The 24318-nt window shown below is 59.3% G+C and carries 20 protein-coding genes; 9 read left to right on the top strand and 11 right to left on the bottom strand.

The features are described from left to right. The first annotated feature begins 30 nt into the window (after positions 1 to 30). Positions 31 to 1914: an ABC-F family ATP-binding cassette domain-containing protein gene (locus tag AGR13A_RS05310; protein WP_080836579.1), complete on the top strand. Its 1884-nt coding sequence runs from the start codon at positions 31 to 33 to the stop codon at positions 1912 to 1914. A gap of 72 nt (positions 1915 to 1986) precedes the next feature. Here the strand turns inward: AGR13A_RS05310 and AGR13A_RS05305 are convergent, their stop codons facing one another. The 5 genes from AGR13A_RS05305 to AGR13A_RS05285 all read right to left on the bottom strand — a co-directional run bounded on the left by AGR13A_RS05305 (position 1987) and on the right by AGR13A_RS05285 (position 8224). After that, a complete protein-coding gene (locus AGR13A_RS05305) occupies positions 1987 to 2469 on the bottom strand; it encodes a GlcG/HbpS family heme-binding protein (protein WP_080834068.1) in 483 nt (160 codons plus the stop codon). A 103-nt stretch (positions 2470 to 2572) separates the two neighbouring features. Further along, entirely contained in the window at positions 2573 to 3181 is a 609-nt protein-coding gene (locus AGR13A_RS05300) for a response regulator transcription factor (protein WP_080834065.1), read from the bottom strand. Beyond that, positions 3178 to 4839, bottom strand: a complete 1662-nt coding sequence (locus AGR13A_RS05295; protein WP_080836577.1) for a sensor histidine kinase — start codon at positions 4837 to 4839, stop codon at positions 3178 to 3180. Before AGR13A_RS05295 ends, AGR13A_RS05300 begins: the two co-directional genes overlap by 4 nt. Positions 4840 to 4954: 115 nt before the next feature. Further along, positions 4955 to 6895 (bottom strand): EAL domain-containing protein, encoded by a 1941-nt coding sequence (locus tag AGR13A_RS05290; RefSeq protein WP_080836575.1) that lies wholly within the window; start codon positions 6893 to 6895, stop codon positions 4955 to 4957. A 114-nt stretch (positions 6896 to 7009) separates the two neighbouring features. Then, positions 7010 to 8224 carry a GGDEF domain-containing protein gene (locus AGR13A_RS05285; RefSeq protein ID WP_080834063.1) on the bottom strand — a complete coding sequence of 405 codons (1215 nt, stop codon included), beginning with the start codon at positions 8222 to 8224 and terminating at the stop codon, positions 7010 to 7012. A gap of 311 nt (positions 8225 to 8535) precedes the next feature. Between AGR13A_RS05285 and AGR13A_RS05280 the strand changes: the two genes are divergently transcribed. Next, positions 8536 to 9462 carry a Gfo/Idh/MocA family protein gene (locus AGR13A_RS05280; protein ID WP_080834061.1) on the top strand — a complete coding sequence of 309 codons (927 nt, stop codon included), beginning with the start codon at positions 8536 to 8538 and terminating at the stop codon, positions 9460 to 9462. Positions 9463 to 9494: 32 nt separating this feature from the next. On the opposite strand, the gene AGR13A_RS05275 is transcribed toward AGR13A_RS05280, so the two are convergent. From AGR13A_RS05275 to AGR13A_RS05265, 3 genes are all read right to left on the bottom strand, one after another. After that, complete coding sequence (locus tag AGR13A_RS05275) at positions 9495 to 10523, bottom strand: sensor domain-containing diguanylate cyclase (RefSeq protein WP_080836573.1); 1029 nt, start codon at positions 10521 to 10523, stop codon at positions 9495 to 9497. Positions 10524 to 10732: 209 nt separating this feature from the next. Then, entirely contained in the window at positions 10733 to 11182 is a 450-nt protein-coding gene (locus AGR13A_RS05270; RefSeq protein ID WP_035217932.1) for a DNA polymerase III subunit chi, read from the bottom strand. A 25-nt stretch (positions 11183 to 11207) separates the two neighbouring features. Beyond that, positions 11208 to 12701 carry a leucyl aminopeptidase gene (locus AGR13A_RS05265; RefSeq protein ID WP_080836571.1) on the bottom strand — a complete coding sequence of 498 codons (1494 nt, stop codon included), beginning with the start codon at positions 12699 to 12701 and terminating at the stop codon, positions 11208 to 11210. Positions 12702 to 13015: 314 nt separating this feature from the next. Here AGR13A_RS05265 and AGR13A_RS05260 point away from each other — a divergent pair, with 314 nt between their 5' ends. From AGR13A_RS05260 to AGR13A_RS05230, 7 genes are all read left to right on the top strand, one after another. Then, on the top strand, positions 13016 to 14185 hold the full coding sequence (locus tag AGR13A_RS05260; protein WP_035217934.1) for an LptF/LptG family permease: 1170 nt from the start codon (positions 13016 to 13018) through the stop codon (positions 14183 to 14185). Further along, positions 14182 to 15270 (top strand): LPS export ABC transporter permease LptG, encoded by a 1089-nt coding sequence (gene lptG / locus AGR13A_RS05255; RefSeq protein WP_035217936.1) that lies wholly within the window; start codon positions 14182 to 14184, stop codon positions 15268 to 15270. Before AGR13A_RS05260 ends, lptG begins: the two co-directional genes overlap by 4 nt. Then, positions 15270 to 17651 (top strand): LPS-assembly protein LptD, encoded by a 2382-nt coding sequence (locus AGR13A_RS05250; protein WP_035217938.1) that lies wholly within the window; start codon positions 15270 to 15272, stop codon positions 17649 to 17651. The genes lptG and AGR13A_RS05250 overlap by 1 nt, the downstream gene beginning before the upstream one ends. 297 nt (positions 17652 to 17948) lie before the next feature. Continuing rightward, positions 17949 to 18896, top strand: a complete 948-nt coding sequence (locus tag AGR13A_RS05245; RefSeq protein ID WP_080834058.1) for a SurA N-terminal domain-containing protein — start codon at positions 17949 to 17951, stop codon at positions 18894 to 18896. Positions 18897 to 18915: 19 nt separating this feature from the next. Further along, complete coding sequence (gene pdxA, locus AGR13A_RS05240; RefSeq protein ID WP_080834055.1) at positions 18916 to 19938, top strand: 4-hydroxythreonine-4-phosphate dehydrogenase PdxA; 1023 nt, start codon at positions 18916 to 18918, stop codon at positions 19936 to 19938. Continuing rightward, on the top strand, positions 19938 to 20768 hold the full coding sequence (gene rsmA, locus AGR13A_RS05235; RefSeq protein WP_035217944.1) for a 16S rRNA (adenine(1518)-N(6)/adenine(1519)-N(6))-dimethyltransferase RsmA: 831 nt from the start codon (positions 19938 to 19940) through the stop codon (positions 20766 to 20768). The genes pdxA and rsmA overlap by 1 nt, the downstream gene beginning before the upstream one ends. Before the next feature lie 63 nt (positions 20769 to 20831). Next, positions 20832 to 21455 carry an alpha/beta hydrolase gene (locus AGR13A_RS05230; protein WP_080834052.1) on the top strand — a complete coding sequence of 208 codons (624 nt, stop codon included), beginning with the start codon at positions 20832 to 20834 and terminating at the stop codon, positions 21453 to 21455. 23 nt (positions 21456 to 21478) lie between these two features. On the opposite strand, the gene gmk is transcribed toward AGR13A_RS05230, so the two are convergent. The 3 genes from gmk to mltG form a co-directional block, all read right to left on the bottom strand. After that, positions 21479 to 22141: a guanylate kinase gene (gene gmk, locus AGR13A_RS05225; protein ID WP_035217948.1), complete on the bottom strand. Its 663-nt coding sequence runs from the start codon at positions 22139 to 22141 to the stop codon at positions 21479 to 21481. 4 nt (positions 22142 to 22145) lie between these two features. Further along, positions 22146 to 23033 carry a YicC/YloC family endoribonuclease gene (locus AGR13A_RS05220; RefSeq protein ID WP_080834049.1) on the bottom strand — a complete coding sequence of 296 codons (888 nt, stop codon included), beginning with the start codon at positions 23031 to 23033 and terminating at the stop codon, positions 22146 to 22148. A gap of 67 nt (positions 23034 to 23100) precedes the next feature. Further along, on the bottom strand, positions 23101 to 24312 hold the full coding sequence (gene mltG, locus AGR13A_RS05215; RefSeq protein ID WP_035217954.1) for an endolytic transglycosylase MltG: 1212 nt from the start codon (positions 24310 to 24312) through the stop codon (positions 23101 to 23103). Between the last annotated feature and the right edge of the window lie 6 nt (positions 24313 to 24318).

Here is a 24318-nt window from a genome sequence, read left to right as displayed (position 1 = left end):
TTGGCCACGCAGTTCAGCCAAAACGGCGCCATGATTACGATTACCGATCTTTCCGCCCGCATCGCCGGGCGTCTGCTTCTTGACCATGCCAGCGTGACGCTTCCCGCGGGCGTGAAGGCGGGCCTCGTTGGCCGCAACGGCGCCGGCAAATCCACCCTGTTCCGGGTCATCACCGGCGATTTTTCTGCGGAAAGCGGTTCGGTAACGATCCCGAAACAGGCGCGCATCGGCCAGGTGGCACAGGAAGCGCCGGGAACGGAAGAATCGCTGATTTCCATCGTGCTTTCCGCCGACAAGGAACGCAGCGCGCTGCTGGCCGAGGCGGAAACCGCAACCGATCCGCACCGGATCGCCGAAATCCAGATGCGGCTCGTCGATATCGACGCCCATTCGGCGGAGGCCCGTGCGTCGAGCATTCTTGCCGGCCTCGGCTTCGATCACGAAGCACAGCTTCGTCCCGCCTCCTCCTTTTCCGGCGGCTGGCGCATGCGCGTGGCGCTTGCCTCGGTGCTGTTTGCCGAACCGGATCTTCTGCTGCTTGACGAGCCGACCAACTATCTCGACCTCGAAGGCACGCTCTGGCTGGAAGACTATATCCGCCGTTATCCGCATACCGTCATCATCATCAGCCACGACCGCGATCTCCTGAACAACGCCGTCAACTCCATCGTGCATCTGGACCAGAAGAAGCTGACCTTCTATCGCGGCGGTTACGACCAGTTCGAGCGGCAGAAGGCCGAGGCCGACGAATTGCAGATGAAGGCCAAGGTCAAGAACGACGCCGCGCGCAAACATCTGCAAAGCTTCATCGACCGTTTTCGCGCCAAGGCCACCAAGGCGCGTCAGGCGCAAAGCCGCATCAAGGCGCTGGAGCGCATGGGCACCGTCGCCGCCGTGATCGAAGATCATGTCCAGCCGATCACATTTCCCGAACCGGAAAAGCAGCCGGCATCGCCCATCGTCGCCATCAATGGCGGCGCCGTGGGTTACGAGCCGGGCAAATCGATCCTGAAACAGCTCAATCTGCGGATCGACAATGACGACCGCATCGCGCTGCTCGGCTCAAACGGTAACGGCAAATCGACCTTTGCAAAATTCATCTCCGGCCGGCTTGCCCCGCAGGCGGGTGATCTTCGGGTCGCGCCCGGCCTGAAGATCGGCTTCTTCGCGCAGCACCAGCTGGATGATCTCGTGCCGGATGAAACGCCGGTCGAACATGTGCGCAAGCTGATGCCGCTGGCGCCGGAGGCCCAGGTGCGGTCACGGGTGGCGCAGATGGGCCTTGCGACGGAGAAGATGGCGACAGCGGCAAAGGACCTGTCGGGCGGCGAAAAGGCCCGGTTGCTGATGGGGCTTGCGGCCTTTCACGCGCCCAACCTGCTCATCCTCGACGAACCGACCAACCATCTCGACATTGACAGCCGCCGGGCGCTGATCGAGGCGCTGAACGATTATAACGGCGCCGTCATCCTGATCTCGCACGACCGGCATCTTATCGAGGCGACGGTGGATCGCCTGTGGCTTGTGGCCGACGGCACGGTCAAAACCTTCGAAGGTGATATGGAGGAATATCGCGATCTCGTCGTTTCCTCCGGCAAGAGGAAGGAAGACAAGGTCGAGGCAGCTGCCGATCAGGCATCGAAAGCCGACCAGCGTAAGGCCAATGCGGAAAAGCGCGCCCAGCTCGCCCCGCTCAAGAAAAAGATCAATGAAATCGAATCCCTGACGGCGAAGCTTGAGAAAATGATTCAGGCGCTCGACACGGAACTGGCGGACCCTGCCCTGTATGAAAAAGCGCCCGCCAAGGCCGCGCAGAAGGTGAAAGAGCGTGGCGAAGCCGCCGCCAAACTTTCCGATGCGGAAGAGCAATGGCTGCTGCTTTCCGGCGAATATGAGGAAGCAATGGCGGGCTGATGCGCGACGGCGCGGCGCTGGCGTGCAGAACGGCGGCTTCCTGCGAAGCCGCCGGATCCATATTGACGATGCTTATTTCGCGCCGATGGCGGTGAGGCCTTCGCGGGCGCATTCGGCATCAATGGCGCCCGACGGTGCGCCGCCAACACCGATACCGCCAACCAGGGCTTCACCGATCTTGATCGGCAGGCCGCCAGCCTGAATGACCAGACGCTCATCCATGGTCCGCAGACCTTCATTGGCAGGCTTGGAAGCGATGAAGTCGGCAATCTCGCCAATGTCACGGCCAAGCGATGCGGCCGCAAAGGCCTTGCCGGTTGCGCTGGAGACCGTATGCGGGCCGGAACCGTCGGCCTTCAGCGTCACCTTGGTGGCACCGTCACGGGCGACAATGGTGACGGTGACGGCGCTGCCCTTTGCGGTGCAGGCCTGAAGCGCTGCCTTGGCTGCCTTCTCCGCCATTTCGAGCGGCAGATAGGGCGCGGTCGGCAAGGACTGTGCGAAGGCTGCCGAAGGGGCAATCAGAAGCGAAGCGATAAAAAGGTTACGGAGCATGGAAAGGTCCTCTTGCGTGGTAAGGACTGCACCCTAATCGCAAGGCGCCCAGCCGCGAATCCGTAAGACTGGCCGGCCAGTCGGTAGTTCTACCGATCCACGTTTAGCTATCCCCGCCGCCTTCCAGCCAAAGCCTTGTCATTTCCGCCTGTGATGTGGTTCCGAGCTTGAGGCCGATGGCGGCGCGGTGGCTGTCGACCGTGCGCGGCGACAGGCCAAGCCCTTCGGCAATCTGGCGGGTGGTAAAGCCGAGCGCGATGCGTTCGAGTATCTCCCGCTCACGGGCTGTCAGCAGCGACAACAGCGCCACGGTCTCGGCCTGCTGCGCCTTTGCATCCAGCGTCCGGGCAAGCGTCTGGTGCGCCTTCTGGATCGCGTCGATCAGATCCTGCTCATCCACGGGCTTTGAGAGGAAATCCACCGCGCCGTTGCGAAAGGCACGGCGGCAGGCATCGATATTGCCATGGCCGGAAATGATGATGACCGGCCAGTCGACACCTTCCTGCAACAGCTTTTCCTGTAGCTTCAAGCCGGTGATCGCCGGCATGCGGATGTCGAGGATGAGGCAGCCCGGCTCGAGGCTCGACAACTGCCCGAGAAAAACCATGGGATCGGCAAAGCCCCTCGCCTTGATGCCAACGGTGGACAACAGGAGGATCAGCGCCTTACGCACCGCCGCATCGTCATCAACAAGATAGACGGGCAACGTCATGGCCTCTGCGCCTCCGCCATGGGTAGAACGACCCGGAAAACGGCACCCTTTTCACCGTCGAGATAAAGGATTTCACCGTTGGCGCGCTCCACCAGCCTTTGGCTGAGCGCAAGTCCCAGTCCCATGCCGTTGTTTTTCGTGGTTGCGAAAGGCGTGAAAAGCCGGCCGCGCAGTTCCGGCGCTACACCGGGGCCATTGTCAGTGACTTCCAGCACCGCGAAATCGCCCTGCCGGCTTAGAGTGGCAGTGACTACGCCTCGTACCTCCGAGCTACCGAGAGAATCGAGGGCGTTGCGCAGGAGATTGAACATCACCTGCTCGATTTCCACCGGGTCGACTCTCACGGCAAGCGGCACGTCCGGCACGGCGATATCGATAACCACATGCTGACGCGCCGCCTCACCGGCCAGCAGCGCATCGACGTTGCGTAGCGCCACGCGCAGGTCATGCGCCACCGCCGGCTGGCGGTGCGGCAGAGACCAGTTGCGGAACCGGTCGAGCATGTTGGAAGCGCATCGCGCCTGTTCGACCATGTCATCCAGAGCCCCGGAAAGTGTTGCCAGGTCATGACGGGCAAGAAGCCGGCGGCCTGCCTGCGCCTGCGCCAAGATCGCCGTCAGGGGCTGGGTCAGCTCATGTGCCAGGCCACTGGCCATCTCGCCCAGCGCATTGACGCGCGACGCATGGGTGAGCCTTGCTTCCATGCCGCTCAGTTCTGCCCGCCTTTCGGCGACCCGCATGCGCGTCCTCTGTCTTGCCATCACGATGCCGAGGAGGAAAATGACACTGGCGCCCGCCACCCCCGCCAGCAGAGCCCAGCCTGGTAAAAGGTCCCGCCAGGTGATGGACAGGGCAACTTCCAGAAGCAGCGGCTGGCTGGCGCTGCTCAGCTGCCGGACATATTGCGGTTTTTCAGTCGGTTCCTGCGGACCGAACAGTACTGTACCATCCGGCATTTTCAGCCGGATCACGGCCTGTTTCGACGACCAGAATGGCGCATCGGAGGCCAAAAGTCCCGCACTGTCCACGGCAAGCACCAGAACTTTCGACGCCGTCTCGCTGTTGGGGCTGCGTTTGACGATCATATAGTGCCCGGGCCTGAATGCGCTCGCCAGCAATGCGGGCCGGCCGGTAAAGACCGATGCCGCCTTGCGGATCGCCGTCGCCAGTTCATCTTCCAGCGGCCGGGTACCGATGGCAGGACTTTCGCCGTTGAGGGAAACCAGCTGGACTTCATCGATACGCGGGTAAAATTGCAGGATCGGCGCCGCCACTTCGAGCAGCAGGCTGTGGTTGGCACCCTGCTCCGCCTGCACCACCGCCGAAAGCGCGGTCACATGGGCGTCGTGCTGATCCGCGCGGCGCGAAGCCTCAGCCTGCAGGGCATCGCTCTGCCGCTCCAGTTCGCCAAGCAGGCTCACATATTGGTAAGCCGCCAGGGCGGAAATGACCGCCACCATAAAAAGCGCCCAGACCAGCAGCGTCCTGAGCAAGGACCGTGCGGCCGGCAGGCGCGGGTCGCCCGGCATGCCCTGGCGACCGGACGCAGCATCAGCGACAATACGCAGGGATGGGCTGGCGCCCGTTGCCCGTGCGGCTGCTGTCTCTGGCAAAGGTTTGCCGGGTCTGTCGTTCCCAGCGTCGTTGTTTTCAAACATGCGTTCGCTCGCGTGACCGGAAAACACGGTCGGACCATGGGTTCGTTGAAGAACTTCCTCAGCACAGACCAGGGCAACATTCAATCCGCAGGACGCCGAATTTCATTTGACAGGACTAGGCGCATTCCCTGCGCGGCTGCAAACGCTCAAGCGGCACGGCAGGTGAATAGAGATAACCCTGGCCGAAACGGATACCCATCTGCATGAGAAGCCTGCTCTGCTCCTCCGTTTCGATGCCTTCCGTCACCAGCTTGGCACCGTAACGCTCGGCGCTTTCGAAGGCGAGCGCGATGGCCTCCCTGAACCTTGACTGGTCGAGCCGGGACGTCATCCAGTGATCGATCTTGACCTCCTCGAAAGGGAACCTCGCCAGCAGGGTGAGTGCGGCGTAACCCGTGCCGAAATCATCCAGCGACAGCCGTACGCCGGCGGCGCTCAGCCTGTCGAAATTCTGCTGCACGATGTCCGTGGTGGGTATCCTGCTCATCTCCGTCACCTCGATCGACAGGCGATGCGCCGGAACCGCCATTTTGTCCAGAAGCGCCACGACCCGGTCTGCGAAACGCGGCGAGGCAAAGGACGAGGCGGAAATATTCACCGCCAGGTGAAAATCCGGATCGAGGCTATGCAGGTCGGCGAGATCGCGGACAACGGCTTCGATCGTCGACCACTCGAACTCCACCAGCAGCCGGTGGCGCTCGGCAATCTCCAGCACATAATAGGGCGAGAGCGGCTGTCCGCGCACGTCCACCGCCCGTAAAAGGGCCTCCGCGCCAATCATGCGGCGATTATGCATTTCAAATTTCGGCTGATAATAGATCGGCGGCTCGCCGGATTTGATCCAGCTGACCAGCATCTGCCGCACCCCCTCGTCCCTTGTCGCTTTCTCGGCGAAAGAAAAGGGGAAAATCTGCACCGGGTTTTCGCCTCCCTTCAGCGCCAGACTGAGATGCCGGAGGAAGGAGGCGACATTCTGCCGGGAAAGCATATCGAGGTTGGCGGCACCGATTTTCAGATACGGAGCCGGTCCTGCCCCCGTCGATCTGGAAAATGCGCTCAGCCCATCGTGGAGACGCATCATCAATCTCGTCCCTTCCGACTTTTCGAGCGCAATTCCCCGCAGGACGACAGCAAGCGTCGTATCGCCGAACATGAAGCTGCGTGGCGCATTTGATTTCGACAGCAGGCCGTTGTCATCGTCGCAGATTTCCTGCGCCAGCCTAGGCCAGAAAAGATCGCCCCAATCTTCGCCCTCACAGGCGGCGACATCGGCGATATTGACGATTTCGATCAGCACGAGAGCGTGCGGAACGGCTGGGTCGAGCCGCGTCGCCGTCTCGATATGATCCTTGAGGGCGCGCCTGTTGGGCAGGCCTGTCAATGAATCCGTACGGGCTGCGGTTTCGCGGTTTTTCACCTCTTCACGCGCCCGCGCTTCGCTGCGGAGCAAAATGAAGAGGCAGGCGATCATCGGCAGGCCTACGGCGACCGCACCGATAGTGCGGCGGCCGATCGCGGTCAGAAACAGCGACTGGTCGATCAGGCCCAGACCGAATGACAGGGAAATGGCAAGTAGTACGGCAACGAACCGGACCGCGAAAACACCGAGAATATCCAGAATCCCGAGATCGCTGAGGCGGCGTTTGCTCATCCAGCCATACATCAGGATCCCGCAAGCCGATATGACCACCATATCCTGGAAGGCGGCGAAAAACAGAACGGGGCCGCCGAAAACGAAGCGCCCGGCGGCGACAAGTACAAGACTGATCAATCCGCCCTGCCAGGATCCCAGCACCCCCGCCATGAACAGGAGGTCCGAGCGGATATAGGGTTTGGAGGGCAGCTTGATGAATTCGGAGACCAGCAGCGTCAGCAAAAAACCGGCAGCGCCGAATATGATGCCGTAATAGACTTTGTAACGTGGGTCATCGAGGGCTATTTCTCGCCGCAAAAGGATCAGCACTGACACCATGCCGACGACGGCGGCGGCCTGGAGCAGCAGAAATGGAAGCTCGGCGGCGGATGCCGCCGCCTGGGTGGCGATCAATTCCATCATCTGCATATCCCCCGGTCATTATTGTTATGGCGCCGGCGTTCCGGCACTTGGCCTTCACAAATCCCGCTTTTGGCGGGACCATATTCAAATACACCGCAGACCGATCCGGCCGGCCTATGTTACCGGGGCGGATTCGGCACCGGCGAAGTCTTTCGAGCTCGCAATCGCCCCACTATGCCCGGTGGCCAGAACCAGCCGGTCACGGCCCTGACGCTTCGCCTCGTAAAGCGCAACATCTGCCCGGTTCAACATTTCCGATGTTATTTCCCTGCCATCGATCGAAACTGCTATTCCCAGACTGACAGTGACGATGGCGAGCCCGTCGGGACGGCTCGGATGCCTTATGGCCTCGTCGGACACGGCCAGTCTCAGCCTTTCCCCGACGGCAAGCGCTGCGGGCGCGGCGCAATTGTCGAGCAAAACCACGAATTCCTCGCCGCCATAACGCGCGACGAAACTTCTGTCGTCATCATCCTTGCGGAGCGCTCCGCGCAGTCTGCCGGCAATCATTCGCAGACAATCATCTCCCGCCACATGCCCCTCTGAATCATTGTAATTCTTGAAATAGTCGACATCGAGAAGGATGAGCGCCCGTGGCCTGCCGCCATTGCCGGAAGCGTTATCCGCCGCCTCATCAAAACTGCGACGGTTGCGGATTCCGGTTAGCTGATCGGTATGCGAAAGCTGCTTAAGCTCATGATTGGCATTTTGAATACGTTGCAGCAGCGTCTTTTCACGTAGTGACGCCAGATAATCCCGCCGATCAACTTCTTCGATGCGATAGGCCGCGAATAATGAAACAATGCTGATGCCGACCGAACACATGATCGCCGGCATTTTGGCCACCTCGCTCGTCACCGTCACATATTGCATGCCGATGATAAAAACGGCCATGCATCCGACCGTTCCCATAGCGGCAAACTGAAACGGTCCACGATGGATCGTATTCATGTAAAGGACGACCGTGACGATGCCCATGTAATATTCGCTCGCCGCCGCGGTCTGCGCATTAGCATATATGAACATCAGCGATCCGACGACGATAACACAACCCAGCGCGTGAAGCGCTTCATGGGTGATCGCATCGGGTCGTGACCGTACCGCATAATAGCGCGCGGGAAAATAAAGGAACAGGAGCGGCGTGATAATGAACAACCGGACGACGAGATCCAGCCAGATGATCTCGGGCACCAGCGTCATGTCGACGAATATGTACAGATTATAGAGGAGGATGCCGAAAACCAAACCATATGTATTGAATTGGCGATTGCTTTCGTTGACTTTCTGAACGAAACCGGACGAACGGTCATCATCAATTAAAAATGACATACACTTGCTCTTTTGAATCTATTCAAGAGAAATCTAAAATTCATAAAGTCATCATCGAATATTTACTGAATATACATTAAATCATTCCCATTAAAAACAAAAAATCAAAACTTCATACTTCGAGATAATATTTGCAAAATTTGGACATCATCCAATATAAATTCGCAATAACTGCTATTTGTGCTGCAAGTGCAAAGAACTGAAAAAACACTGACCCTGCGAGGCCGATCACCTTGCTCCTTTGATTGTTTCTGCTAAAAACTTGTAAAGTCACACTTTATCCCATGACGTACTCAAACAGGTTCCAGTCCATGTCAGCCACCAAGCTTGCCATTGTCGGCGTCGGCAAAATCGTTCGCGACCAGCATCTTCCAGCCATTGCAGGCAATCCGGATTTCGAATTGATCGCCACGGCGAGCCGCCACGGCACGGTGGATGGCGTGGCTTCCTACGGCACCATCGAGGCGATGCTGGAAGCTGTTCCGCAGATCGAGGCGGTATCGCTGTGCATGCCACCGCAATATCGTTACGAGGCCGCCTATGCCGCACTGAATGCGGGCAAGCATGTCTTTCTTGAAAAGCCGCCGGGTGCGACCCTTTCGGAGGTTCAGGACCTTGTCCGCCTTGCGGATTCCAAAGGCCTCTCGCTGTTTGCAAGCTGGCACTCGCGTTATGCGCCAGCGGTGGAAGCCGCAAAGGCGTTTCTCGCCTCGACGACAATCGACAATGTGCATGTGATCTGGAAAGAGGATGTGCGCCACTGGCACCCGAACCAGGCATGGATCTGGCAGGCGGGCGGTCTTGGCGTGTTCGACCCCGGCATCAATGCGCTGTCGATCATCACCCACATCCTGCCGCGCGCGCTGTTCCTGACCAAGGCCACCCTTGAGTTCCCGGAGAACCGTGACGCGCCCATCGCCGCCGACCTGCATTTTTCAGACGTGACGAAAATGCCGGTGCACGCCGAATTCGACTGGCGCCAGACCGGCAAGCAAAGCTGGGATATCGTTGCCGAAACCGCAGCCGGACGGATGGTTCTGTCGGAAGGCGGCGCGAAGCTTTCGATCAACGGCGAAGAGAAACTGTCGCAGCCGGAACGGGAATATCCGGCGCTTTACGAGCGCTTCGCGGAGATCATCAAGGCCGGCCGCTCGGACGTCGACCTTGCACCGCTAACCCATGTGGCTGACGCCTTCCTGCTCGGCCGCCACAAATTCGTGGATTCCTTCTACGACTGAGAAGGCCAAGGGGTTGCCGGAACCCAGATATATCAAAGGGCGCGGCTGACGAAGCGGTCGCGCCCTGATTTTTTGGCCTGATACAGCGCCTCGTCGACACTGCGCAAAAGCGTGGCACGGTCCGAACCCGCCTGCGGAGCGATTGCGCCGCCGATGCTGAGACGGGCGCCGACCGCCTGCCCGTCGACATCGAAGGGTTCGCGGAAAGCGGCCAGAAGCCGATCGGCCAGCCCGTTCATCACCTCAGATGTGCTGGGACGGGGGATGAAAATGGCGAATTCGTCACCGCCCATGCGCACCACCGTATCCTCGGCGCGGATCGCATTGCGAATGCGTGCGGCAGCGGCGGTCAGCACCCGGTCACCCGCCGGGTGGCCGAATGTGTCGTTGATCGTCTTGAAGCCATCCAGATCGAGATAAAGCACACCGAAGGCCTCGTTCTCCCGCAGGGCCGCGCCGAGCTGGCTGTCGACAATCGCCTCCAGCGCCTTGCGATTGTAAAAACCGGTCAGCGGATCGGTCATCGCCGCATCCCGCAATTCGCGCTCCGCCAGGCTCATCGTGAAATTGGCTTTCTGAAGACGCAGGAGTGCAGCCGCCAGCAATGCGAAATGCTTCAGATTGTCGATTTCGCCGTGGGAGAATTTTCTCGGCACCGTATCGACAAGGCAAAAGGCACCGACGACCAGCCCGGGTTCCAGCTCGATCGGAGCGCCGGCATAGGAACGCAATTCCGGACCGCCTTTTACATAGGACATGAAGCGGAAATCCGGGTGCTGGGTCAGATCGGAGATGACCACGACATCCTGCCTGGCGATGACGCGATTGCAGATAGACAGATCGCGCGGGCATTCCGAAAGCTGCATCCCCGCCTGTTCGGCAATATGGAGCCAATCTTCGTCGACGATATGCACGGCTGCGCGCGGTACGTCAAAAACCCCCTGCCCCAGTTGCGACAGCACTTCCAGTTCCGGCATTTCCGCATTCTTGAAGGACATGATTGATCGAACCGCGACCAAACGCTCGGTTTCTCTCTCCGGTCGCGATATCGCCTGTCCCATGCTCATGTCCTTCTGCTGTTTCACCCGTGGCAGCCGCCCTCGATCAGGGCATACGGATCAACCGGAACGCCTCGATCAAATCGGGCGCCCGTTTAAGGTGCGCTCCCTTTTGGCGCATAATGCAAAAACCGGCAGTTGACGCCACATGCGAATTTTCGCCGGTCTGTTTGCATATGGAACCAATTGCGCGGAAGCCCGATGCCACGCGATCAGGCCTTCTTCTGCCAGCGCCCTTCCGGCGATTGCTGCCAATAGGTCAAAGCATGACCTTCGGTCTTCAGCCTTTTCCAGTGATTTCTCGCCATTTCGAGTTGATAGGCATCATATCCGTCGAACATGAAAACGATGCGCTCATAGGCCTCCACCGCCGGCGGTTCGGCGCCATCGACCAGAAAACGCACGCTCGCCCCGTTGGCGTTGCCGACAGACGCCGTCAAAAGAATCGGCTGGCTTTGTGCTGCGGATGAGCTGTCCGTCGCGTGCGGCAGAAAACTGTCGTCACGGAAGGTCCAGAGATGGGTGTCGAGGAAATCGCGCCGCTCCTCGTCCACCGTCTGGATCGCGACCTTCCAGCCGCGTTCCAGCGATTTCTCGAGCAAAGGCGGCAGCGCATCCTCCAGCTTCGATTCCGTCAGATGGTAGAACAGAATTTCAGTCATCCGCAGACGTGCCGCTCCGCTCGCTTCAATCTTCGTAATGGGCGCGAACGAGCTCGTTCAGCAGACGCACGCCATAACCCGATCCCCAGGACTGGTTGATCTCCGTCAGCGGCGATCCCATGGCGGTGCCGGCGATGTCGAGATGCGCCCATGGCGTTTCGCCCACAAAGCGCTTGAGGAACTGCGCGGCGGTGACGGAACCTGCCAGACGACCCGAGCTGTTCTTCATGTCGGCGAACTTGGAATCGATGATCTTGTCGTAATCCTTGCCGAGCGGCATGCGCCATAGTTTTTCCGCCGTGACCTCGCCCGCCTGCGCAAGGCGCGTTGCAAGCTCGTCGTCATTGGAGAAAAGGCCGGCCTGAAGATTGCCGAGCGCAACCGTGATCGCGCCTGTCAAGGTGGCGAGGTTGATCATGAATTTCGGCTTGAACTGCTCCTTGGTGTACCAGAGCGCATCGGCCAGAACCAAACGGCCTTCGGCATCGGTGTTGATGATCTCGATGGTCTGGCCGGACATGGAGGTGACAATGTCGCCGGGGCGCTGGGCGTTACCATCAGGCATGTTTTCGACGAGACCGATCACACCGATCACATTCGCCTTCGCCTTGCGGGCCGCCAGCGCATGCATGAGGCCGGTGACAGCGGCGGCGCCACCCATATCGCCCTTCATATCTTCCATGTTGAGGCCGGGCTTCAGCGAAATGCCGCCGGTATCGAAAACGACGCCCTTGCCGACAAAGGCGATCGGCTCGTCCTTCTTGGAGCCGCCATTCCACTGCATGACCGCAAGACGGGGCGGACGCGCAGAGCCCTGCGCCACGCCGAGAAGCGCGTTCATGCCGAGCTTCTTCAATTCCTTCTCGCCGAGAATTTCGACTTCGACACCAAGCTTGCGCAGTTCTTCCGCCTTTTCGGCAAACTCAACCGGGCCGAGAACGTTCGGCGGCAGGTTGACGAGGTCGCGCGCCAGAATCACGCCGCCAGCAACGGCTTCGGACACGGCAAAGGCCTTTTCCGCTTCCTGGTGGGAGGCTGTGACGATGACGACCTCGACTTTCTTCGGGGTCTTTTCGTCGTCGGATTTCTTCTTGGTCTTGTAGGCATCGAAGCTGTAGGCGCGCAAAAGAATGCCAAGCGCGAAATCCGCAGCCGCCTGCGCGCCAACCTCGACGCCCGGAGCATCGAGGTAGATCGCAACCTTGTCGGCCTTTTTGAAGTTGGCGGCGGCGGTGCCGCCTGCGCGCAGCCAGTCATGCGCGACCAGTTTCGCGGGCTTGCCGAGACCGATGACGAGAAGTCGGTCGGCGCTCGAGCCCTGCGGCGCGATCACATCGAGTGTTGCCATCGATTTTGCGGAAAAGCCCGAAATCTTTGCCGCCCGGGCAATCACGCCGCCCGGATCGGCTTCGGATGCGCCGGCAGCAGCCTGTGCGTCACCCGACGCCTGCAACGTAACGGCAAGGGCGTTTTCAAGCGAGGCGGAATTGGCGAAAGAAATATCGAATTTGGCGGACATGTTTTCCTGCTCTTCGTGGACGACTTGCGTGGTGCGCCTGATCATGGCCTTTTCGGCCCGTGGCGCAACCCCGCATTTTTAAAGGCCTGGCTTCTTTAAAGGTCCATATTCTTTAAAGGAAAGGTATTTTTGTGGAATGCACGGTCACGTCATGAAACCGACAGCTTGTTCCACAAAAAGACACAGGCTGCGGAAAAATCGTCGCGCAAAACATATTTGTGAGCATGTCGGAATAGCCAATTGCAAATGATGCGATTAGATAAGCGGAAATCCGGCGGGCGATCGCACGGGAAAACAATGTCGAACAGGGCCGTATGAAGCTTCTCGAGAACTATATCCTGCGGCGGACAACGCAGATGTTTCTGGTCGCGCTGCTGCCAGTGCTCGCGATCATATGGACCATCCAGGTTCTCCAGAGAATCAATCTCGTCACCGATACCGGCCAGTCGATGGGCTCCTTCATGGCGCTCGCGACAATGATTCTCCCGACGCTGATTCCCGTTGTCCTGCCTTTCGCCCTCGTCATCGGCATCACCCAGATATTCACGGCGATGAACAATGATTCCGAGCTTGCCATCATCGATGCGGCAGGTGCGCCGCGTTCGATCATGTTTCGCCCGGTTCTCATTCTGGCCGCCGTTCTGAGCGCGCTTTCCTTTACCATCACCAATTTCATCGAGCCGCCTGCGCGAAGCTCCGCACGACAGATGGTGGCCGCGGCCTATGCCGACCTCCTGTCCTCGGTGATCGAGGAAAAGACCTTCCGCACCATTCAGGACGGCCTTTACGTGCAGATCGCCCAGCGCCAGGGCCGTATCCTCAAAGGCCTGTTCGTCGCCGACCGTCGCGATCCGAATTTCGACCTCATCTATTACGCCAAGGAAGGCATGATCGATGAAAGCGGTACGTCGCTGACCATGCGCGACGGCGAAGTGCAGCAGAAGACGCCGGACGGCAAGGTTTCGATCGTCAAGTTCCTGTCTTATGCTTTCGATCTTTCGACGATGTCGGAAAAGCAGGATTCGGAACCCTCGCTTTCTCCCGGCGATGCGAGCCTCGGTTTCCTTCTCTCGCCCGACGAAAACAATGCGAGTTACAAGCGCTCACCGGAAAACTTCCGCAGTGAATTGCACAAGCGGTTGTCGGACTGGATGTTCGCATTCGCTTTCGCGCTGATCTCGCTGGTCATCGCCGCCGATGCCCGTTCGCATCGCGAGGCGCGCATGCACCCGATGGTCGCTGCGCTGGTGACGGCATTCATGCTTCGCTGGCTGGGCTTTTATGTTACCAATCAGGTCAAGCAGAGTGCGGCCTTTATTCCGCTGGTCTATGCCGTGCCGGGTCTCAGCGGCGCCGCTGCCGCCTTCATTCTCATTACGGGCCGCAAGCCGAAAATGCCGAAGGTCATCGCCGATGCGGCTGGTCGTCTGCGCCGTCTTTTCTCCAGCCGGCTGGCACGAAGCTCGGGGAGCGGTAACGCATGATTTTCAACACGCTGGCCCGCTATTTCCTGAAACGATATCTGATGACGGCCGTCTGGTTCGTGCTCGGTGTATCGTCGATCATCTATCTTGCAGACTTCAGCGAAACGGCCCGGCGCATGTCCGGCCTGCCCGGCTATACCGTTCCGGCAGCGCTCGGCCTGACCGCGCTTCGCCTGCCGCTGATCCTGCAGCAGACCGTTCCCTTCATTGCGCTCTTCGTCGGCATGACGACGCTGATTTCGCTCAACCGGCGTTACGAGTTGGTTGTCACGCGCGCAGCCGGCATTTCCGCCTGGCAATTCATCCTTCCCTTCGTCCTCGGCTCCGTCCTGATCGGCATTCTGTCCGTCGTCGTCCTCAATCCCATTGCCGCCTGGGGCCAGAACCGGTCGCTGGCGATGGAGGCGGGCCTGCGCAACGAAGCCAATGGCGGACGCCAGCAGGAGATCGTTCCGTGGATGCGCCAGGCAAGCGGCGGCCAGGACACGATCATCGGCGCCAAGAGCTTCGAGGACAACGGAACCCTGCTTCTCGACGTGGTTCTCATCCACCTCGACAAGGACGGAAACATCGTCTCGCGGCAGGATGCCAAGTCGGCAAAGTTGGAAGATGGTTACTGGCTTCTTAACGGCGTTACGGAAACGCGCGCCGGGCATGTGCCAGTTCGGCAAGAGAGCGTGCGGATCAGTACCAATCTGAGACGGGAATTCGTCCAGGAACGGATGACACAGACGGAAACCGTTGCTTTCTTTGACCTTTCTCACAAGATCGAAGTTGCAAAGTCTTTTGGACTATCTTCAAAGGCGCTTGAGACGCAGTATCATTTCCTGCTATCGACGCCCCTGCTTCTGGTTGCGATGACCTTGATCGCCGCGACCGTTTCATTAAAGTTCAGCCGCTTCGCCCAGTCGCGCTCCGTGATTCTGGGTGGAATCGTTTCCGGCTTCGTGCTTTATGTAGTAACCGTGCTCGTAAGGGCATTCGGGAGTGGTGGTGTTGTCCCTCCCACCGTCGCGGTCTGGGTTCCAGTTATCGTGGCGTTGGCTTTGGGGGCAACCATTCTGCTTCATCAGGAGGACGGCTAGTGGCGGTATATGACCGCGGGAATATCAGGCGGCTTTGGACGGCCCTTCTGACAGGTGCCGCTGTGTGCGCGTATTTGGCATCCAGCCCGGTCGCTTTCGGCCAGGATGGATTGCTCGCGTCGGCAAGCCAAGACGATTCGAAACTCCTGCTTACAGCAAATGAACTGACCTATAATCGCGATTCCCAGCGCGTGATCGCGAAGGGCGTGGTTCGCATGAAGTATTCGGGCTACCGCATGGTGGCCCAGCAAGTGGAATACAATCAGCAGACCGGCCGCGTGATCGCCCATGGCAACATCGAATTGATCGAGCCCGGCGGTAACAAGATTTATGCCGACGAGATGGATGTCACTGACGATTTCGGTCAGGGCTTCGTTAATGCGCTGCGCGTCGAGACCCCGGACAATACCCGTATCGCGGGCGAAAGCGCCGAGCGCCTCGAAGGCGATCTGATGGTCCTCAACAACGGCGTTTATACGGCCTGTCTGCCTTGCGCCGCCAAGCCTGAGAAAGCGCCGCTGTGGCAGGTCAAGGCCGAGCGCGTCGTTCAGGATGGAAAGACCCATACGATCCGGCTCGAAAAGGCGCGCCTGCAGCTTTTCGGCCATTCGATCGCCTATGTGCCGTTCCTGACGGTTCCCGATAATACGGTGAAGCGGAAGTCCGGCTTCCTGTTCCCGCAGATGAGCATCACCGACAATCTCGGTTTCGGCATCGGCGTGCCCTATTTCCAGGTCCTTTCCGACACATCGGATGTCACTGTCACGCCGACCTATTACACGACGCAGGGTCTGCTTTTGCAGGCGGAATTGCGTCAGCGTTTCGAAACCGGCATGCACACGCTCACGATTGCCGGCATCAGCCAGCAGAAGTCCGATACTTTCACGGCCGGAACCAGCGACGCGCTCAACGATAATCGTGGCATGATCGCCAGCAAGGGTGACTTCACCATCAATCCCCGCTGGGCATTCGGCTGGGATGCAATGGTGCAGACCGACAATAACTTTTCGCGCACTTACGGGCTGAAGGGTTACAAAAACGACGTTCAGACCAATCAGATCTATTTGACGGGCACGGGTGAGCGGAACAGCTTCGACGCACGTGGCTACTATTTTAATGTTCAGGATACGGACAATACCGAATCCCTGGAGCGCAAGCAGGCTATCGTTCATCCGGTCGTCGACTACCGCTATTTCGTGCCGGATCCGATCTATGGCGGCGAGCTTTCGCTGACGACAAACCTGACCAGCATCACCCGTCTCAAACAGGATGCCTACGCGCTCGGAGGCTATTCACGCTTCAACGGGCTTGAAGGTGATTACACGCGTCTTTCCACCGAAGCCGAGTGGAAACGCACCTTCACGATGGATAGCGGCCTGCAGATCACGCCAATTCTGGCCGCACGCGGTGATGCGATGTGGACAGACATGTCACCGGCAAGCTTCACCTCCGGTGGCACATCCTATGCCTATCAGGGCATGATGCATGACGACGCAGCGTTTCGCGGCATGGTTACCGGTGGTCTGGAAGTGCGTTATCCCTGGCTCTTCACGGCGCTCAACAGCAGCCACGTAATCGAACCGATTGCGCAGATTTTCGTGCGTCCGAATGAGCAATATGCCGGCCGGCTTCCCAACGAGGATGCGCAGGCCTTCGTGTTTGACGCGACCAACCTGTTCGAGCGCGACAAGTTCTCCGGTTTCGACCGGATCGAAGGCGGCACGCGCGCCAATATCGGTTTCCGTTATAACGGCACCTTCGACAATGGCTACGGCGTTCGCGCTATTGCCGGCCAGTCCTTCCATCTGGCAGGCGACAATTCTTTCGCCTCCTACGATCTCGTCAATGCAGGCGCCGATTCCGGCCTCGAATCCGACCGTTCGGACTACGTCGCCATGGCGGCTTTCGATGCGCCGATCGGCCTTTCGCTGTCGTCGAGCCTGCGTCTCGACAAGGACGATCTCGACATCAACCGGTCGGAAACGGGCATCAGCTATTCGGACCGCCGCCTCACAGGCAAGCTCAGCTATACGCAGGTCAAGGCACAGCCGAAATATGGCTATAACGAAGACCGCGATATCATCCAGGCGTCAGGTACATTGCGCATGGACGACAACTGGTCGCTGTTCGGCTCGATCAATTACGATCTGAACGGAAAGTTTGCCGCCGAACGCCGCATCGGCATTGCCTATCAGGATGAGTGCACGATCCTGACGGTCAGCTATTCCGACGAGGGCAATATCAATTCCAGCCGGCAGGCCGCCAATGACTGGTCGATCAATGCCCGCCTGGCTTTCCGTACGCTTGGCGATGTCAGCATCGGTTCTGCAAACGAAGACTGGGCCGATATGGATATCGGCTGGAAGCCGAACAATTACTGAGTTTAAAGGCAGATCGCACAGCATTGCGGTCTGCCTTTTTGCCATTTGGCCAGTAAAAGTCACGGTTTTGCCGCAACAACACGCCAGTGTCGGCTTGGCATAAGACCATATCGGGTTTTCTTTCAACAACCGACACATTGCCGTTTTGCGGATCACGATGGTATATACGTGGCAAATTCGCGGTGCGGATGCACAGGTGCAGGTCTGAAAGGCCGGGGTGCAGAATTACCCCATCGTCAGACAGAACAGATTGGCGGGACGGGAAACAGGACCCTGACCGACGAAAGGGAGAAGGACATGATGAATTTCGGAAAGACGGCTTTGCGTGGCGCTGCTTTTGCCTTTGCGATATTCGCCGTTCCCATGGCCGCTGTGCCCTATGCTGGCCAGGCCTTCGCCGATAACACCGTCAAGATCGTCGTCAACAAGACCCCGATTACCAATGACGATATTGCCAAGCGCGTCGCCTTCCTGAAGCTGCAGCGCCAGTCCGGCAATCTCAATGAAAAAGCCCGTGAGCAGCTCGTCGACGAAGCGCTGAAACGCGAGGAAATCGGCCGCGTGAAAATGTCGGTCAGCACCGAAGACGTCGATGCCGCTTTTGCGCGTTTTGCCGGCAACAACAAGATGACCCCGCAGCAATTGACCAAGGTGCTGTCGCAGGCTGGCGTCGGCGCCGACCATTTCAAATCCTTCATTGCCGTACAGATGAGCTGGCCGCGCCTCGTCAACGCCCGCTACGGTGCACGTGGCAAGATGTCGACGCAGGATCTCGTCACCCGCCTGAAGGAACGTGGCGACAAGCCGGTCACAACGGAATATTTCCTGCAGCAGGTGATCTTCGTCATCCCGGAATCAAAGCGCAACTCCATCACCGGCAAGCGCAAGTCCGAAGCCGAAGCCTCGCGCAAGCGTTATCCCGGCTGCGATCAGGCCATGACCTTCGCTGCGACCATGCGGGACGTGGCGATCAAGGATCTTGGACGGATTCTTGCGCCCGAACTGCCGGAAGACTGGAAGGCGCTGGTGGAAAAAACCAAGGAAGGTGGCACCACCGGCACGCGCGTGACCGAAAAGGGCGTCGAATATCTGGCGATCTGCAAGCAGCGTCAGGTTTCCGACGATTATGCTGCGGAAATGGTGTTCAAGTCCGAAGACCTGATGAAGGCCAAGGAAGGCGAGAACCCGAACGAAAAGAAATATATGGATGAGCTGCGCAAGAAGGCGCAGATCGTCAACACCTGATACGAGAGCCGGTCTTTCCGTGACACATGCATCCCTGCCGCTTGCCCTGACACAGGGAGACCCAGCCGGTATCGGCCCCGATATCGCCATCACCGCCTGGGCCAGGCGCCGGGAAAACGGCGTAGCGCCCTTCGTCTTCATCGGCGATCCGAATGTGGTGGCGAGCCGCGCGGCGCTGATAGGCATCCCGGTCAAAATCGAGACCTGCGATGCCGCGAATGCCGTCAGCCTGTTCGATGACGCTTTTCCCGTGCTTCCTCTTCCCGTCGGCTTCGAGGTTCAGGCAGGCCAACCGCATGTCGGTGCGGCCCATGCAACGATCAAGGCCATCGAGACCGCCGTTTCCCTGACGGTCGAGGGCAAGGCTTCAGCCGTGGTTACCAATCCGATTGCCAAGTCCGTGCTTTACGAGGCGGGTTTCGGTTTCCCCGGCCATACGGAATTTCTCGCCGATCTTGCCTTGCGTCTTACCGGCAAGCAGGTGACACCGGTCATGATGATCGCCGGACCCAAAGTCCGTGTCGTGCCGGTGACGATCCATATTCCGGTCAAAGATGTGCCGGTGGCGCTGACCGAAGAGCTTATCGTCACGACCTGCCGAATCATCGATGCGGACCTCCGGCAGAAATTCGGCATCGAGGCGCCGCGTCTGGCGGTTGCCGGTCTCAACCCGCATGCGGGCGAGGACGGTGCGCTCGGCACCGAGGATCGCGACGTGGTTCATCCCGCGACCATTCGGTTGCGGAAGGACGGGATCGATGCTTTTGGCCCCCTGCCCGCCGATACGATGTTCCACGATGCCGCCCGCCGGCGCTATGATGTCGCCGTGTGCATGTATCATGATCAGGCGCTCATTCCGGCCAAGGCGCTCGGCTTTGACGATTCCGTCAATGTCACGCTCGGCCTGCCCTTCATCCGCACTTCGCCCGACCATGGCACAGCCTTCGGCATTGCCGGTCAGGGTATTGCCAATGAGGCGAGCCTGGTTGCGGCACTGAAGATGGCGGCGGAGATTTCCGCCCGCAGCCGGGTCAGCGCATAATGGCGGCCATAGACGGACTGCCGCCGCTGCGCGATGTCATTCAGCGGCATGGACTGGATGCGAAGAAATCGCTTGGGCAGAATTTCCTGTTCGATCTCAACCTCACCCAGAAGATCGCCAGAACGGCAGGACCGCTTGAGGGCGTGACGGTCATCGAGGTCGGCCCCGGACCGGGCGGCCTTACCCGCGCCATTCTTTCGCTCGGCGCCAAGAAGGTCATTGCCGTCGAACGTGACAGCCGCTGCCTGCCGGCGCTCGCCGAAATCGAAGCGCATTATCCCGGACGTCTCGAAGTCATTGAGGGCGATGCTCTCAAGACCGATTTCGAGACGATGGTTCCTGCCGGTGAACCCGTGCGGATCATCGCCAATCTGCCTTACAATGTCGGCACGCAATTGCTCGTCAACTGGCTTCTGCCGAAAGAATGGCCGCCCTTCTGGCTTTCCATGACGCTGATGTTCCAGAAGGAAGTCGGCCAGCGCATCGTGGCGGAAGAAGGCGACAACCATTATGGCCGCCTCGGCGTTCTCGCCGGCTGGCGCACGGTATCGGAAATGGCCTTCGACGTTCCGCCGCAGGCCTTCAGCCCGCCGCCAAAGGTCACCTCCACCGTTGTGCACCTGCTGCCGAAGGAAAAGCCGCTTCCCTGCGATGTCGCAAAGCTCGAAAAGGTAACCGAGGCCGCCTTCGGCCAGCGTCGCAAGATGCTGCGCCAGAGCGTAAAAAGTCTTGGTGGCGAGGCGCTGCTGGAAAAGGCGGGCATTGATCCGACACGCCGGGCGGAAACGCTGTCGGTCGAGGAATTCGTGATATTGGCGAATAGCCTGTAAGTTCCAATGCCATGCGAAGCGTTGGCGACGCGCGGTAGGGAAGTCGAATAGAGGGACGAGCGCATGGAGAATGCCGGCTTTCGCTACAAGCTCGACCCTCCTGCCAACGATCCTGATTGCGCGGTCGTGTTACTGCATGGGTCTGGCCGGACGGAAGATGATCTTGTTTCGTTTGGCCGCTCTGTCTTTCCCAATGGAATTCTCTTTGCACCGAGAGGCGCGATCCCCTGGGAAGACGGGTTCGCATTTTTCCGCAGGACGCCCGACAGGCGGCTGGATCTCGACGATCTGAAACATCAGGCCGAGAGCCTTTGTCGGTTCGTCGACGTCGTGTTTCAGAAGACGGGAGAGCGTCCCTTCCTCGTTGGATATTCGAACGGGGCGATCATCGCGGCTGAAACGCTTTATCAAAATCACCGTCTGTCGAGAGGCGCCATTCTGCTTCGACCGCTATCGCCGCGGCATGGCCAGCATTTTCCGGCCCTGACCGGATATCCCACGCTTCTGCTTGCGGGCACCCATGACGAGCGGCGGCACCCTTCGGATGCGCCGTATCTGGCAGATCAGCTTGAAAAAGCAGAGGCCACTGTTGTGCTGGAGACGATCACCACGGGTCATGGCTGGGCGCCAGATGCGGCAGACGAACGCCTGTCCCGTCAATGGCTATATGATCATCAAACAGGCTAGGTATTGCGGCCTGAGCGCAGCGATCAGAGCTGCGGCTCTTCCTCCAGCAACGCGCGCACGAAATCGAACATGCCGTGGCGGCGGTCGCGGCGGACGCGTTCAGCCTTGACGATCGCCTCGATCGCCTCGAAGGCGGCCTGCAGGTCATCATTGAGGATGACATAGTCATAATCGCGCCAGTGCTCTATTTCGGAGCGAGAATTGAGGAGCCGGGTCTTTATCACTTCTTCGGTATCTTCGGCGCGGCGGTGCAGGCGCGATTGCAGCTCTGTCATGGTCGGCGGCAGGATGAAGATGGACACGACATCCGCCTTCATCTTGTCCTGCAGCTGTTCGGCACCCTGCCAGTCGATATCGAACAGCATGTCGCGTCCGGCAGCCATTGCCACTTCCACCGGCTCGCGCGGCGTGCCGTAAAAATTGCCGTGAACTTCCGCCCACTCCAGCAGTTCTTCGTTATCGCGCATGCGCTCAAAATCGCGCTTGGAGATGAAGTGGTAGTGGATGCCTTCTATCTCGCTATGACGGCGCGCGCGCGTGGTGACGCTGACGGACAGGCTGATATTCTTGTCCTTTTCGAGCAGGTTGCGGGCGATCGTGGATTTGCCTGCGCCCGATGGCGACGAAATCACCAGCATCAGCCCGCGGCGAGCAATCGTGACGGGGGAATCGTTCATCGGGACCATGGGTCTACTCCAGATTTTGGACCTGCTCGCGGAACTGGTCGATAACCACTTTCAGCTCTATGCCTGCTGCGGTTACCGCACTGGCGTTCGATTTGGAACAGATTGTATTCGACTCGCGGTTAAATTCCTGTGCAAGAAAATCGAGCTTGCGGCCGACAGGCCCGCCATTTTTCAAAAGCTCGCGTGATGCCTGTACATGGGAATGCAGCCGGTCGATCTCTTCACGCAGATCGGCCTTGGTGGCGATCAGCGCCGCCTCCGCGTGAAGACGGTCACGATCAAGCCCGTGCATGCCCTCGCCGATCAGGGCGATCTGCTGGGCAAGCCGTGCGGCGATCTGTTCGGGCTGGCGGGAAGGATCGTTTTCAATGATGGCGGCAAGCTGTTCGATCCTGTCGATATGGCCGGAGAGGATGGCAAACAGGGAAGCACCTTCCCGCTCGCGCATGTCCTTCAGCTTTTCGACGGCGGCGGCAAAACCGGCAAGTACATCACTGTTGCGCGCCGCCTGCGCCTCGGCGTCATCTTCCGCCTCGCGAAAATCGACCAGACCGCGCAGCGACAGCAACGTATCGAAGCTCAATGGCTTGTCGTCAACGACATCACCAAGCTCTTTCTTCAGGGCGAGAACCGCCGCAAGGGCATCGCGGTTTATCACCGCTTCCAGCCGGTTTTCCGCAATAGACAGCGTCAATCCCGCCTGGATATTGCCGCGGGACAGATGCGCACCGGCGATCTCCCGCAGGCTCGTTTCCAGCGCTTCCAGACCGGTCGGCAGACGCAGGCGCACATCCAGACCCTTGCCATTGACCGAACGCAGCTCCCACGCCCAGCGGTAACGGCCGAATGTTCCCTCGCTGCGCGCGAAACCGGTCATCGATTGCAATGTCATCGTTGGAAAGCCCCCATCATGCCTTTAAAAAACCGGGCCTTGCGATCACAGGGCCCGGTCAGGATTATCAGTTGTTAGCGGGTTTTTCCGCCTCTGCGCCGCCGGGCTGACCATCCACGGCAACATCGGGATTGGCGCCGGCGGCCGCCTTTTCCGCTTCGATCTTACGCCAGCGGCGCACATTGGCGTTGTGCTCGTCCAGCGTCTTGGCAAAGACGTGACCGCCCGTGCCATCAGCCACGAAATAGAGGTCGTCGGTACGCCATGGATTGGCGACAGCCTCAAGTGCGGCACGTCCCGGATTGGCGATAGGAGACGGTGGCAAGCCCTTGATAACATAGGTATTGAACGGCGTCTGCTTCTGCAGGTCCGACTGGTAGATCGGCCTGTCGGACGGCTTGCCGTCACCGCCGAACAGACCATAGATGATCGTCGGGTCGGATTGCAGGCGCATGCCCTTCTTCAGACGGTTGTAGAAGACGGAAGCCACATGGGCGCGCTCGTCATCCTTGCCGGTTTCCTTTTCCACGATAGAGGCGAGCGTCACGAATTCCTCGACCGTCTTGATCGGCAAATCGGGGTCGCGCCGCTCCCAGATCATGTCGATCAGCTTGTCCTGCGCGGCACTCATCTGGTTGATGATTTCCTCGCGCTTGGTGCCGCGGGTGAAGCGGTAGGTATCGGGGCGCAGGCTGCCTTCCGGCGGCAGGGCCGAGGGCAATTCGCCGTCCAGCACTTCATCTGCTCCAAGACGCGCGAACATCTGCTTGACGGTGAGGCCTTCGGGAAGGGAGACGGAGTAAAGAATCGACTTGCCGGATTCCAGCAGCATCATGATGTCTTTCATCGATGCGCCGGCCTTGATCTCGTATTCACCCGCCTTAAGGGTCTGGTCCTTTTGCAGGTAGCTGCCGGTCATCAGGCGGAAGACACGGGCGTTCGAGACGACATCGTTACGCTCGAGATTATTGGCGATCTCGATGAGACCGGCGCCGTTGCGCACCGTGAAATGCGTGTTCGTCTGCAGCGGGCCTGGCTCCTGGAACGCATTGATCATGTAATAGAAGGCTGCAATGGCCAGAACGCAGACGGCAACCGCAAGCGTCATCAGGAAATTCAGGAAGATCACCAGCTGGCCATGGGCCTTGCGGGAGCGCTTCGGCGGCGCCGGCACCTTTTCCGGCCGCAGCGCTTCCGTCGGGGATTTCGGAATGATCGGGCCGCGATTGCCTTCGCCCGCACCGTTTTGTCCCTGGCTGTTCTGGTTCGTGTCGCTCACCGTCGG

It is taken from the genome of Agrobacterium genomosp. 13 str. CFBP 6927 (genome assembly GCA_900012615.1).
Classification (GTDB): Bacteria; Pseudomonadota; Alphaproteobacteria; order Rhizobiales; family Rhizobiaceae; genus Agrobacterium.
Note: the sequence above shows the minus strand (reverse complement) of the source record. Positions and strands in the feature narration are given on the sequence as shown.